Raw genomic sequence first — 12,347 nt, 5'->3', positions numbered from 1 at the left:
CACCGAAGCTTGCTGATGATCCATAAGCCGACCGTAGAACGGGATCCGGTTCAGCAGTAAGGTCCAGTTTCATGCCGATCGACTGGACCGGTTCCGGACCACAACTCCTGTTGCAGGTCGACCGAACCCGACCTGAACCCCTGCGCGACCAACTCGAACGCGCATTGCGGGAGGCCATCCGCGCCGGTCGGCTCGCCGCCGGAGAGCGACTCCCCTCATCCCGCGCCCTGTCCCGCGACCTCGGCATCTCTCGCGGCCTGGTGACCGAGTGCTACGCGCAACTGCAGGCAGAGGGCTATCTGGTCAGCCGCGGCGGCTCGGCCACCCGGGTTGCGCCCACCGCGCGTTCCTACACGGCAGAGCTGCCGGCACCCGCAGCCATCGAGCCCGCCAGAATCGACTTCCGACCCGGCGTACCCGACCTGTCGAGCTTCCCGCGCGAGTACTGGAGCGGCGCCCTTCGCCGTGCCTGCCGAGACGCGCCCAGCGACCTGCTCGGCTACCTCGACCCGCACGGCGATCCGACACTGCGCGACGTGCTCGCCGCCTATCTACGGCGAGTCCGCGGCGCCGGCACCGACCCCGGTCACACCGTCATCTGCGCGGGCTACGCACAAGGGCTCCAGCTCGTCCTGCGGTCCCTGGCGGGCCAGGGCGTACGCGTCGTGGCCTTCGAGGACCCCGGCGACCCCGACCACCGCACCATCGCCGCGATGCTGGGCCTCGACGTCATCGCCGTCCCGGTCGACGAGCGCGGCATCGACACCGACGCACTCGCTGCCACCGACGCACGCGCCGTCGTGCTCACACCCGCCCACCAATCGCCCACCGGTGTCGTGCTCGCGCCTGACCGGCGACAAGCCCTGATCAACTGGGCCACGGCACGGACCGCGACGATCATCGAGGACGACTACGACGCCGAGTTCCGCTACGACCGCGAACCCGTCGGCGCGCTACAGGGCCTCGCCCCAGAGCGGGTCGCGCTCCTCGGCTCCGTCAGCAAGTCACTCGCGCCGGCTCTGCGACTCGGCTGGGTTCTCAGCCCACCTCACCTGACTCCCGATGTCGCCCGCTACAAGCAGCTCGCCGACCGCGGCTCACCGGTCATCGACCAACTCGCGCTCGCCGACCTGCTGAAGTCCGGCCGCTACGACCGCCACCTGCGCCACATGCGGCAGCGCTACGCCGCCCGCCGCGCCGCCCTCCTCGAAGCGATCCAACGACACGCACCCGGCATCGAACTGCGCGGGCTGGCCGCCGGGTTCCACACCGTCGCCCAGCTACCAACCGATGCCGACGAGCGTGCCATAATCGCGGCCGCACGCCGTCGGTCCGTCGGACTGTACGGAATGAGCACCTACCGCATGGACCAGCACCCACGGCCCCCGCAGCTCGTACTCGGATTCGGCAACCTGACCACAGCCGCCATCTCCGACGGCATCGAGACCATCGCCGACCTGCTACAGCCACGCCGAGTGAGCCAGCGACCCGCCTGAGGCCCTCGATGACCGGGCACGTGTGGGCCTACGCGGGACAGGCCTCCCGGTAGCTCTGGTCTGCTCCCACGTGCTCGCGCCACTCTTCCTGAGTGAGCTGGCGTCCCGCCCGCTCGCATACGGCCGGGACGGCCCGCGCGGGGTCGGCCGGCAGGTCCTGGAACGCGCCGTCGTGCCCCACCACGCGCAGGAGTGAGCCGTCGGCCGTGAAAGCGAGCGCGGGCATGGGGTCGTCCATCGCGTACGGATCGAACGTGCCGGTGGTCACGGTCCAGGCGGCGCCGAGCTGTTGGCCCGTGACCGTGTCGAACAGCGTGACCTTGGTGTCGTGGGCGATCGCCAGCGTTCGCCCGTCGGGGGAGAACCTGGCCCCCACCACGTCTCCCGGCACCCTGAACACCTGCCCCGTCGTGCGCCAGGTGCGGGTGTTCCACAGGGCCACCGCCCTGCTCCCGTACGGCGAGGCGGCCAGCGGGCCCTTCGGCGCGAGCGTCATCCACCTCTCCGCGAGGGTGCCGGGGCCTTCCGCATGGGGAAGCACCGTACGGGAGACGAGGTCGATGACGTCGGCGCCCCCGTCGTCGGCGGTGACGAGGAACCTGCCGTCGGAACTGAAGGACAGGGCGCCTCCCGCGACGGTGCCGAATCGCATCACCTGCCTGCGCTGCGCCAGGTCGATGATGACGACGTCGCCTTGGCCGTAATAGTCGTTGGGCAAGGTGTAGCTGATGGCGAGCAGGCGCCCGTCAGGGCTGATCTGCATGTCCGCCGTTTCTTGACCCGGTGTTATGGGCACGTCGCCCAGCTTGCGCCCGGACGCGGCGTCCCAGAGCGTGGGGGGCGCGAGCTGATTCGGGCGATAGGTGACCACCGTACGTCCGTCAGGGCTGACCCGCACGATCGGCTCCTTCCCGGTGACGTCGAGCCGGCCGGTCTCCGTGAAGCCGGGCACCGACCAGCTGCGCACGGTGCCGCCTGTCAGGGCGAACAGCGCCTCTCCTGAAGCGGTGAACCGCCGGTGCAGAGCATCGGGAGGCAGGACGGGCCGGGGACCGGTCTGCCGGCTGATGTCATAGGTGGTCACCTGTCCGGCGTCGGTCAGGATGCTCAGCGTGCGATTTCCGGAGTCGAGCCGCGGGGATCCGACGATCCTGGACGCGACGGTGAGCCGGAGGATCGGGGCCGCGTCCTCCAGCCGCCACAGCGTGAGACGCCCTCCAGCGGAGTTGGCGAAGGTGATCAGAAAGCGGCCGTCAGGGCTGAAGACGGCGTCGCTGGCGATCCCGGGAAAGACCCGCCGGTCCCGCTTGCCGGTGGACAGATGCCACAACGTCGTGCTGTCTCCCTGCACGACCGCCAGCGCGCCGTCGGGGCTGAAGGCGAGGAGCCCCGACAGGCGGCTGGGGAGCTGCTTGCCCGCTGGCGCTCCCTCATCGGGGAACGTCCGCAGCACCCCGTTGATGGTGCCGAAGCGGTCGCCCGGTCCGAGCCGCGCGTCGCCCACGTACCCGTCCAGCTTCTCCAGCGTCCGACGTGCCACATTCCACAATCCGACGTACGGCCCTCCGATGTTGTCGCGGACGATGATGTAGCCACCGCCGGGGCTGAACTCCAGGCTTTCCGGGCGGCCGTCGTTGTTTGTCATCTCCTCCGGCCCCCACCGGCCCGCACCCAGCCGCTGGCCGGTCCGCAGGCTCCACAGCTCCATCTCCCTGCCCCGCGCGAGCGCCAGCGTGTCACCGTCGGGACCCACCGCGGCGGTGACGGGAGCCTCGCCGATCCCGTCGAAGGTCCTGACCTGCCGTCCCGTCACCACGTCGTAGGCGGTCACTCGGCCGGCACCAGCGCTGACCAGCGTCCGCCCATCGGGGCTCAGCGCCCGTCCTTCGTTGGCCGGGGCGGGGTCCATGAAGACCGACTGCTCCTGCTGGGCGAGCGAGCTCAGCACCGCGGATTCCGCCTCGGGGACCCGGGCGATGCGGTAGGCCGCCACGCTGAGCAGCATCGCCTTCACCGGGTCGCTCCCGCGCAGCGCGTCCGCCTGCAACGCCACCCGCCTGGCCGTGGCCCGCGCCCGCTCGTCGGCCAGGTGCCTGCCGGTCTCGTCGCTCCTGACCGACTGCTCCCAGGCGAGGCCGCCGGCGGTGAGCGATGCGATGAGCAGGACCACCACGCCACCGGTGACCAGGCGCCGCCGCCTGTTCCGCCGTACCGATCCGGTCCTGCTCGCCTCGACGAACTCCCGCTCCGTGCTATTCAGGGTCAGGTGCGTGACGCCCGTCCATTCCAGCGCCTGGCGCAGGGCGGTGCCGCGGAGGAGGTCCTCAGGGCGGCGACCGCTGCGCGCCCATCGCCGGGCCGCCTCGCCCAGCTCGCGGTGACGGCCGAGCGCGTCGCGGTCGCCGGTCACCCATTCGTGCAGTCTGGGCCAGGCGTACAGCAGGGCGGCGTTGCCGATGGCGACCGTGTCTCCCCGGCGGCGGACCAGTACGGCCTGCTCAAGCGCGGCGAGTACCCGTTCGGCGGCCGGATGCCGTACCTCGATCAGCTCGTCCAGGGTGGCGGTGCGTGGCACTTCCTCGCCGTCGCGGACGTCCACCAGCCGCAGCAACAGGTCGCGCGCCACCTGACGCTCGGACGGCGGTAGTTCGGCGTAGACCTGCTCGGCCACCGCTCCGAGCGTCGGCTCGCCGGCCAGCCCGCTGGGCGGCCGTACGTCGGCGGCGGCCTGGGCGCCCTCGGCCAGGATCGCGCCCCCGCCGCCACCGAGCAGCGCCAGCAGCAGGCGCTGCGCGGACGGACGCGCGGCCGGGTCCTTCGACAGCGCGGCGCGAACCAGCTCCCGCAGCCCCTCGGGCAGGACATCGACGTCAGGGTCGTGATTGAGCAGCCGGTTGATGACCGCGAACGTCGTGGGGGCGGTGAACGCGTCGCGTCCCGTCGCGGCGAAAAGGACCATCGCGCCCCAGGCGAACACGTCGGCCGCCGGCTCGGCGCGTCCTCCGGAGAACAGCTCTGGCGCCATGTACATCGGGGTGCCGGCCAGCTCGCCCATCGAGGTCATCGACAGGCTCGGGGCTCGGGCGATGCCGAAGTCGATCACTCGTGGCCCGCCGGGCCCCAGCAGGACGTTCTCCGGCTTCAGATCACGGTGCACCACATTCGCCTGGTGGATGGCAGCCAGCGCGGTGGCCATGCCCACGGCCAGCCGGTGCAGCGGGTCACCCGAGAGCGAATCCTCCCGTACGGCCGTGCGCAGGCTTGGGCCGGGGACGAACTCGGTGACGATGTAGGGGCGCTCGCCCTCGAGGTCGTGGTCCAGGATGCGGGCCGTGCAGAACGACGCCACCCGCTGAGCGGCGGTCACCTCCCGGGTGAAGCGGCGGCGTAGGGGAGAGTCGCCCGACAGATAGGCGTGCAGGACCTTGACCGCCACGCGGTTGGCCGCCTCGTCGTAGCCCTCGTAGACGACGCCTTGGCCACCCGAGCCGAGCCGGCTCGCCAGTCGGTAGCGGCCCAGCCTCGACGGGTCCCCTGGGCGCAGCGTGTCTGCAGTCATGGTTGCTTAGATGGCGGATCACTGGCCTTGGTTCAGCCCACATCTCGCACTTCGCACTCGCAAATCTAGGCATTAGGTGCCATATGCGACCTCGGGCTACGGGGATACGTTCCGGAAAACCGCCCGGTCGGAGATTTGCCTGTCTCGAGGCCCCTTGGAAGGAGCCACATGCACTTATCCCTCCGCAGAGCCGTCACCGTGGCTGCGGCGCTCATCCTGCCGTTGTCCCTGGCCACCCCGGCCAGCGCCGGACCGATCGATGACGTTTTCGCCAAGTTATTGGTCAAACAAGTCAAGGGTGTGAACGTCAAGAAACACCTGGATTCGTTCCAGGCGATAGCCAACGCCAACGGAGGAACCCGCGCCGCGGGAACCCCAGGGTATGACGCCTCCCGCGACTACGTCGCCAAGCTGCTCCGCCGAGCGGGCTACAAGGTGACCCTGGATCCGGTCAACTTCGTCCAGAGCTGGACCGAGAACAACCCGCCCACGTTGAACCTGACCGCGCCCGGCAGCAAGACCTACGTCCCCAACGAGGACTTCTACAGCTTCCAGCCCTCACCCTCCGGTGACGTGACCGCGCAGGTGCAGGGAGTGGACCTGACCCTGCCGCCAACACCGACCTCCACGTCGACCAGCGGCTGCGAGACGTCGGACTTCGCCGGCTTCGTCGCCGGGCGTATCGCGCTCATCCAGCGCGGCACGTGCCCGTTCGTCACCAAGGTGCTCAACGCCGCGAGCGCGGGCGCGACCGGGCTCATCATCTTCAACGAGGGCCAGCCCGGACGGACCGACGCCTTCCCGCTCGACATCGGCGAGTGGCGCGCGGGAATCCCGATGGTCTTCGCCGACTTCGCCGTCGGCAACGAACTGGCCGGCACTCCTGGGGCTGTCGTCCGGCTCAAGGTGGACGCCACGCTCGGGCTGGGCACCAGCCACAACGTGATCGCCGAAACCCGCTTCGGTGACTCGCGGAACGTGGTGATGGTCGGCGCCCACCTCGACAGCGTGCCGGAGGGGCCGGGTATCAACGACAACGGCTCGGGCAGCGCCGCGATCCTGGAGACCGCGCTGCAGATGAAGCACCTCCCGGTGCGGAACAAGGTGCGCTTCGCCTTCTGGGCCGCGGAGGAGCTCGGGCTGCTTGGCTCCGACCAGTACGTCAACGAGCTCACCCAGGAGCAGCGTGACCGCATCCGGCTGTACCTGAACTTCGACATGATCGCCTCGCCCAACTACGCGTACAAGCTGTATGACGGCGACGACTCCGACGGCGTCGGCTCTCCCGCCGGTCCGCCTGGCTCCGCCGAGATCGAGCAGCGGCTCAAGGCCTTCTTCACCGGCCGCGGCCTGCCCACCGTGGGCACCGACTTCGACGGCCGCTCGGACTACGGCCCGTTCATCGCGGTCGGCATCCCCGCCGGCGGCATTTTCACCGGCGCCGAGGGGGCCAAGACCGCCGAGGAAGCGGCCCTGTTCGGCGGTACGGCAGACGTCGCCTATGACGTCTGCTACCACCAGGCTTGCGACACCATAGCCAACCCCAACATGACCGCGCTGGATGTCAATGCCGACGCGATCGCCGACTCGGTCGCCAGGTACGCCTTCAACACGAGCGCCATCCCGGAGCGTACGGCCGCGCTGACGGCTCGCGCCGCCGTACAGGACACCGTGAACTAACACCGGAGGGCGACTCCCGTCGGGGTCGCCCTCCGCCATGGGGCCTTCGTCGAGGGTCAGGCGGTGGGCACTTGGTCCAGGAAGCCCAGGACCCGGCGGATCTTGCCGTCTCCGGCCAGCTCCACCACGTCGAACCCGGTGGCGACCGGTGCTCCGTCCGCCGGGCCCAGGTGCCAGGTGAAGCGGGCGATGTGGTGGTGGGCGTCGTACAGCTCGCCGGGCGTGAACACCAGGCCGGGGAACATGCCCTGCGCGGCCTCGATCACCGCGGCGATTCCGGCGTGTCCGGCCACGTCGGCCAGGGGGTCGGTGTAGGTGCCGTCCTCGGTCCACAGCTCGGCCACCGCCTTGGCACGGGCGTCGGCGTCGGTCTCGTTCCACGTGGCGACGTAGCGCTCAACGAGGGTCATGTCATTCTCCTTCGGTGCGGGACTTGCGGAGGCCGGTGATCTGGAGTTCGGCGAAGAGGGCGACCACCAGGGCCTGGGCGATGGCCCAGGCGGCGCCGATCGTGGTGAGCCCCGCCGCGCCGGTGACGACGGCCGCGATGCTGCCGAGAGGCCAGAGGATGTTCAGGGCGATCACGGCCCTGGTGGCGGCCGGGGCGATCGGGCGGCGGGTGGCCAGGAGGCCGACCGCGGCGCCGTACACGATCAGGAAGGCGCCGATCCCGCGCAGCAGCCCCGCGTCGGGGCCGAGCAGGGTGCTCACGGGCGCGGCGAACGCCAGGTAGACCAGCCCGTTGCCGCCAGTGACGATGGCGTCGGCGGCCAGCGCGAGACGCAGGAACTTCGTCCGGTCGGTGGTGAGGGGCAAGGCGACCATATCGGGCTCCTTCGGTGGTTCGTTGCGACAAGTGAAGGATGTCGGCCACGGGTAGGAGCCGCGATTACGCGCCAGGTAACGGCGGGCCGCGACCAGCGGGCCCACCTGGGGAGATGCCGGTGGTGTGAGAGCTGTCACAGCCCCGTTCGCCGGGCTTGCGTTAGGAGACGACCTTGTCCCCCGGCCACGGAGAACGCCATGATCAGCAGGTGCTGGGCGTCTCGTCCTTCCATGGGAACCAGGCGAGGTGCACGCGGAACCGGTAGTGGGCCGCGCGGCCGTTCATCGAGATGTCGGGCAGCCGGGTCCCGCTCATGGAATCGGTCCTCGTTGCCTGCGGTCGTGGGTCAGCATCCGGGGTATTTGTCCCACGGGAGGCGGCCGCCGGTGAACTGGGTGGTGAAGTCCTCGGCGAGTTCGGTGATGGCGTCTCTGCCTTCCAGGTGGGACAGCCAGCGCTGGGGGAGGGCCGCGTCGCCGTACCGCGCGCCGAGGAGGTTGCCGCAAACGGAGCCGGTGGAGTCGCTGTCTCCGGAGTGGTTGACCGCCAGCAGCAGTGCCCGCTTGATGTCGTCGCCGCTCACCAGCGCGCAGTAGACCCCGATCGCGAGTGCCTCCTCGGCGACCCACGCGCCGCCAAGCGTCTCCACCGTTTCCGGTGATGGTTTTGCGTTGCCGTCCAGGGCGACCGCGGCCTGGATCGCGGCGGTGGTCTCTTCATGTGCGGGCTGCTGGTTGAGCAGGTCAAGGGTGTGGTGTACGGCCTCCGCCAGCGGCCTGCCCTGGATCAGGAAGGAGATGATTGCCGCGAACGCCCCGGCCGCGAGGTAGCCGGTGGGGTGCCCGTGGGTGATCTGGGCGCAGTCGGCTGCGAGCTTGAAGGCCATGTGCGGGTCGTCGGTGGCCAGTCCGAACGGGGCGGACCGCATGACGGTGCCGCAGCCCTTGGAGCCGGGATTGACCGGCCCCGGCGTGCCGGGGGCAGCGATCGGGCCGGGGTCGGATCGCAGGCCGGACAGGCAGGTGTTGCCAGGTGCGCGACGCGAGTAAAGCCACGTCTGCTCGCGGAGCCGGCCGGTGCGGACGATATCGTTCGCGGGCGGCGGGGAGCGGTGTGCCTGGGTGTCGAGCCAGCGCAGGTAGGCGTGGCGGACGACATCCACTTCACCGCCGCCGATGCCTCTCTCCCGGACACGTACGTGGGCGCGGATCAGCCCTTCGACGGTGAACAGCGTCATCTGGGTGTCGTCGGTGATCAGACCGATCTCGCCGAGCAGGTTGGGCGCGAGGTCGGTCAGTCCCGCCTCGCCATGGTTGCGGCGGATGGCGGCAATCGAGTCGAACTCGACGGGCGCGCCGAGGGCGTCGCCGATTGCCCCGCCGAGCAGACAACCACGCACCCTCGTCCGGAATGGAATGTCGCCCGGGTCGGTATGGCTCATCACGATGATCCCCTCTCGCACGGCTGGACCGACCGTAGCGACAGAAGGCGACATTTGCGATCCACCGAGACCGGTTCGGGTCACACCAGTTTCGTACCGATGCGAGCGCGTCATCCTCGCGCTGGTGGCGGGGCCTGGTTTTGTCGGAGGCGATCTCTAGCGTTTGCGGCATGACGACTGCGACGCAGGCGTGTTCTCACGTCTGTTCCTCTATGCCCACCTCGGGCGGCCGTGTGTGGCCTGCGGAGGGGACCGGATGAGCGCCTGGGAGAGGGTGCGGAAGGCCATCGCGGATGGCGACGCCGCTCAGATGGCGGCCGTGGTGCTGGGCCTCGATACGGTGGGGCGCCGGGAGGTGGCCAACGAGCTGCCCGGTTACATCGGCTCCGCCAGGAGGGAAACCCAGGAACGATTCGAGCGTCGGCGGGCCGATGCCGACCAGGCCGAGGAGCAGGAAAGGAAGGAGTTCGTCCGCGCCGAGATGGCCCGGGGGCTCTCCCGCGACCTCGCGCACGAGAGGTGGTGGATGGGAGGCCACGACGACGTGTACCGGGTCGACTGGAGCATGAGGGAGAACTGGATCGAGCCCATGCGGGTCGCCGGGGCGGGCACGCTCGGCGGTGCGGCGGCTGTCGCGACCTGGCTCTACCGGCGGGACTTCGCCCGTTGGGCGACGGTGAACGACCCCGGTCCGCTGCTCCAGGTCATCGCCGCACGTCCGCCGGAGTGGCAGGCCGATCTCGCCGTACGGCTGGCACTGCGCCTGCGCGGCACCCGGGCTCAAGCCAGGGACGGCAGTGGGGACCTGGCGCTGGAACTGCTGCGCCGGACCGGGGCCGTCCCGCCGGAGCATGAACCCCTCGTGGTCGCCTGGGTATCCACCCCGCCCGACCTGGAGCGCGACCCGCTGACCGAGTATCTGGTTTCCCGGATCTTCGAGGCCGAGGGCGTGGGGCGGGCGCTGCGTGAGGACCGGCCCGATCCACCCGAACGGGCCTGGAACCGGGGCTCCTGGCTGCGGGCGCTCCGCGATCTGGCCGACGCGGGCCGGGTCAGCCGTGATCTGCTGGTGGACGGCTGCGTCCGGCGGTTCCTGCTCGGTGGCAGCGGCCCCGACCTGCGCTTCTTCGCCCGGCTGCACGACCTGCTCGACCCAGCACCCAGCCAGGAGCGCGCCCGCGACTACCTGCGGCTGCTGCCCGCCGCGCCGGGGCCGGTGGCCGAGCTGGCGCTGCGGCAACTGCGCGGCGCCGGCGGCCTGAGCGCCGATGAGGTCAACGAGGCGCTGGCGGCGCTGCTGTTCCGCGCGGAGGGCAAGCTGGTGCGAGCCGGGCTGACCTGGCTCGATCAGGCGGCCCGCGACGCCACTGGGGACCTCGACCAGCTGGCGCCCGCGCTCGCCTCGGCGTTCCTGTGCGAGTCGTACGGGGTCCGAGAACGCGCGGTACGGCTGGCCGTCAAGCATGCCCGGCGCTTCTCGCCGCTCGGTGCGGTGGCCGTGCGCGAGGCGGCTGTCATGCTGCCCGTGGATCTGGCGGCGCGGGTGTCGGAGGCGTACGGGGAGGTGGAGGCCCTGCCGGCGGAGGAGGACGAGTTCGAGGCCGTCCCGCTTCCGTCGTTCGAGGCGCGCGTCCGGCGGCCGTTCCCCGCCGCACTCGACAATCTGGCCGGCACGTACAACCGGCTTGATGACGGCGTCGCCTTCGAGCGGTGGCTTGACGGCTTCGTACGCAACCCGGCGGCCAGGAAGTCGCCGCACACGCGGGACGGGCTGTACAGCCATCGCCAGTGGTCGCGGATCGAACAATGGGCCGAGGCGTTGCTGCGCGAAGCTGCCCAACCCGGCCAGGAGCCGCCCATTCCCGAGCCAGAGCGGGAACCTGGGTATGCCAACCACGCCATCAGTGTGAGCACCGCCGAGGGCGTCTTCGAAGTCGACTTCGGCCGTCTTCCCGCCGATTGGCGCGAGAGCATCGCCACCGGTCTCACCGATCGCGGCGTCCCGCTGGGCAACCTTGAGCACTTCGAGGAGGGGCCGCCGTTCGAAGGGGAGATCCTCGAAATCTCGATGGCGTCGATGGGACACTGGCGCGAGCCGGAGGACGAGGCGGAGAAGCCGCGTGACCGGCTGCCCAATCCGCGCGCCGTCTCACCGCCGCACTGGGCCATGCTCCTGCGCTGCGCCGAGATCCACGCCGCCCTGAAAGAAGGGGCGCTCCCGCCGTACCTTCTGGCGACCCCGACCCTCACCTCGGGTCACCTGGATCCGGCGGAGCTGGTCAGCCGTCTGGAGGGCTACGAACGGGAGGGCGCGCAGGCTCTGCCCGCCGACCTGCAGCAGGCGTTGCTCCGCCTGCCGCGGGAGGTGGATCCCGATGTGGCGGACCGTGCCGCGAAGCTGGCCTCCGAGGCGGGTGCCACGCTGGCGCGCTGGTTGAAGGAACGACCCGAGCCAGTGATGCGCGTGGACTGGTCCCATGCCGGCGGCGACTACACCCACGACCAGCAGCCGGGGGAGCATTCCCCCGGACTTCACCCCCGTATCCGGCTGGAGCCGACGGGGATGGCACTGGTGGACACGCTGCTGGCCGACCCGCCGTCCTCCCGCTGGGAAGAGCACGGCGGCTACATGCCGGACTGGCGGCTCATGCTGCCCTCCGACCGGGAGGCGGTGGCCATGCATCTCCTGCCGCACCTGCTCAACGCCTGGGACCGGCCCGGCTACTTCCACCGTTATGTGGCCGAGCTGTTCCATCAGGATGGACCGGTGGGCGAAGGGCTGGCGCTGCTGATCGCCGCCCTGCTGGCCGAGCGTGGCGGGTTCCAGTCGCTTGAGCGGGGCCAGGAACTGCTGCTGCGGGCGGCCGCCGACGGCTGCCTGCCCGCCGTGGAGTGCGGCAGGCAGTTCGGCCTCGTCATTCGCAGGGGCTCGGCCAAGCTGGGCGACGTGACGACATCGCTGGAGGACTGCGCGCGGAAGGGCGCACACCGGGAGGTCTGGGAGATCATGACCGGTCTGCTTCCCGTCTACCTGCCAGAGCCGGGGGAGCGGGCACACGCCAGCCACACCCAGGCACTCGTATTCGCCGCCGAGGCCGCCCGCTGGGCGGACGCCAGCGGCACGCTTCCCGTGGTCGCCGAGATCGCCGCCCGCAAGGGGACAAGCGGGTTCGTCCGTGCGGCCCGGCACCTGCACCAGCAACTCGATCCGAGAGCCGGCGACCCGCCCCCTGAAAACCGATGACGTACATCGGCAACCCTCCTTGACCTGCTCCGGCTTGGCGTCCTCCGCCGGACTTGCCACTCAGCCGTCCAGACGTGATCTGATAGCCGAACCCCGGAAGG

The 12,347-nt window shown here is 70.5% G+C and carries 7 protein-coding genes; 3 read left to right on the top strand and 4 right to left on the bottom strand.

Annotated features, from left to right (window positions below):
- Positions 1-71: 71 nt before the first annotated feature.
- Positions 72-1,496, top strand: coding sequence for a MocR-like pyridoxine biosynthesis transcription factor PdxR (gene pdxR / locus Amac_RS04670; RefSeq protein WP_155353062.1), 1,425 nt, complete (start codon positions 72-74; stop codon positions 1,494-1,496).
- Positions 1,497-1,524: 28 nt separating this feature from the next.
- On the opposite strand, the gene Amac_RS04665 is transcribed toward pdxR, so the two are convergent.
- Positions 1,525-5,055 carry a WD40 repeat domain-containing serine/threonine protein kinase gene (locus Amac_RS04665; protein WP_155353061.1) on the bottom strand — a complete coding sequence of 1,177 codons (3,531 nt, stop codon included), beginning with the start codon at positions 5,053-5,055 and terminating at the stop codon, positions 1,525-1,527.
- Between the two features lie 168 nt (positions 5,056-5,223).
- On the opposite strand from Amac_RS04665, the gene Amac_RS57170 reads away from it, so the two are divergent.
- On the top strand, positions 5,224-6,735 hold the full coding sequence (locus Amac_RS57170; protein WP_155353060.1) for a M28 family peptidase: 1,512 nt from the start codon (positions 5,224-5,226) through the stop codon (positions 6,733-6,735).
- Positions 6,736-6,791: 56 nt separating this feature from the next.
- Here the strand turns inward: Amac_RS57170 and Amac_RS04655 are convergent, their stop codons facing one another.
- The 3 genes from Amac_RS04655 to Amac_RS04645 all read right to left on the bottom strand — a co-directional run bounded on the left by Amac_RS04655 (position 6,792) and on the right by Amac_RS04645 (position 9,002).
- Complete coding sequence (locus Amac_RS04655; protein WP_155353059.1) at positions 6,792-7,145, bottom strand: nuclear transport factor 2 family protein; 354 nt, start codon at positions 7,143-7,145, stop codon at positions 6,792-6,794.
- A 1-nt stretch (position 7,146) separates the two neighbouring features.
- A complete protein-coding gene (locus tag Amac_RS04650; protein WP_155353058.1) occupies positions 7,147-7,560 on the bottom strand; it encodes a hypothetical protein in 414 nt (137 codons plus the stop codon).
- A 347-nt stretch (positions 7,561-7,907) separates the two neighbouring features.
- Positions 7,908-9,002 carry an ADP-ribosylglycohydrolase family protein gene (locus Amac_RS04645; protein WP_155353057.1) on the bottom strand — a complete coding sequence of 365 codons (1,095 nt, stop codon included), beginning with the start codon at positions 9,000-9,002 and terminating at the stop codon, positions 7,908-7,910.
- 256 nt (positions 9,003-9,258) lie between these two features.
- Here Amac_RS04645 and Amac_RS04640 point away from each other — a divergent pair, with 256 nt between their 5' ends.
- Positions 9,259-12,246 (top strand): DUF7824 domain-containing protein, encoded by a 2,988-nt coding sequence (locus tag Amac_RS04640; protein ID WP_155353056.1) that lies wholly within the window; start codon positions 9,259-9,261, stop codon positions 12,244-12,246.
- Positions 12,247-12,347: the final 101 nt, after the last annotated feature.

Source organism: Acrocarpospora macrocephala (assembly GCF_009687865.1).
Lineage (GTDB): Bacteria > Actinomycetota > Actinomycetes > Streptosporangiales > Streptosporangiaceae > Acrocarpospora > Acrocarpospora macrocephala.
This window is presented reverse-complemented; position numbering and strand designations above follow the sequence as displayed.

Excerpts from the sequence above, each read along its gene's own strand:
- Amac_RS04655 (WP_155353059.1), bottom strand. The coding sequence starts at position 7,145 with ATGACCCTCGTTGAGCGCTACGTCGCCACGTGGAACGAGACCGACGCC.
- Amac_RS04650 (WP_155353058.1), bottom strand. The coding sequence starts at position 7,560 with ATGGTCGCCTTGCCCCTCACCACCGACCGGACGAAGTTCCTGCGTCTC.
- Amac_RS04665 (WP_155353061.1), bottom strand. The coding sequence starts at position 5,055 with ATGACTGCAGACACGCTGCGCCCAGGGGACCCGTCGAGGCTGGGCCGC.
- Amac_RS57170 (WP_155353060.1), top strand. The coding sequence starts at position 5,224 with ATGCACTTATCCCTCCGCAGAGCCGTCACCGTGGCTGCGGCGCTCATC.
- Amac_RS04640 (WP_155353056.1), top strand. The coding sequence starts at position 9,259 with ATGAGCGCCTGGGAGAGGGTGCGGAAGGCCATCGCGGATGGCGACGCC.
- pdxR (WP_155353062.1), top strand. The coding sequence starts at position 72 with ATGCCGATCGACTGGACCGGTTCCGGACCACAACTCCTGTTGCAGGTC.
- Amac_RS04645 (WP_155353057.1), bottom strand. The coding sequence starts at position 9,002 with ATGAGCCATACCGACCCGGGCGACATTCCATTCCGGACGAGGGTGCGT.